This is a genomic window from Streptomyces thermovulgaris (genome assembly GCF_002155915.1).
Classification (GTDB): Bacteria; Actinomycetota; Actinomycetes; order Streptomycetales; family Streptomycetaceae; genus Streptomyces; species Streptomyces thermovulgaris.
Window position 1 is genome coordinate 4971 of sequence record NZ_MUME01000326.1, and the last position, 240, is coordinate 5210.

Consider the following 240-nt stretch of genomic DNA (forward strand, 5'->3'; position numbering starts at 1 on the left):
CGCCTCGCGGGCGGCCACATCGGCGAGGAAGCCCTCCAGGTCGGTCACCCGGCCCTGGGCCGCCATCCGTTCGGCGAGGGCACGTGCCGCCGCCTCCTTGGTGCCGGCGGACAGGTCGAGATCGACCAGGTCCGCGGTGATCATGTCGCTCATCGCGGGCTCCTTAGCACGCGTATCGCCCGGTCCGTCGGGTGGGCGAGGGTGGGGACGGGGGTGCTGCGGGGGGAGGCGGAGGAGAGC

At 74.2% G+C, this 240-nt stretch carries 1 protein-coding gene; it reads right to left on the reverse strand.

Features of this window, described 5'->3' with window-relative positions:
• On the reverse strand, nt 1-153 hold a 153-nt coding region (locus CCN35_RS30290; RefSeq protein WP_158100425.1), incomplete at its 3' end, for a PTS sugar transporter subunit IIA.
• Nucleotides 154-240 lie beyond the last annotated feature (87 nt).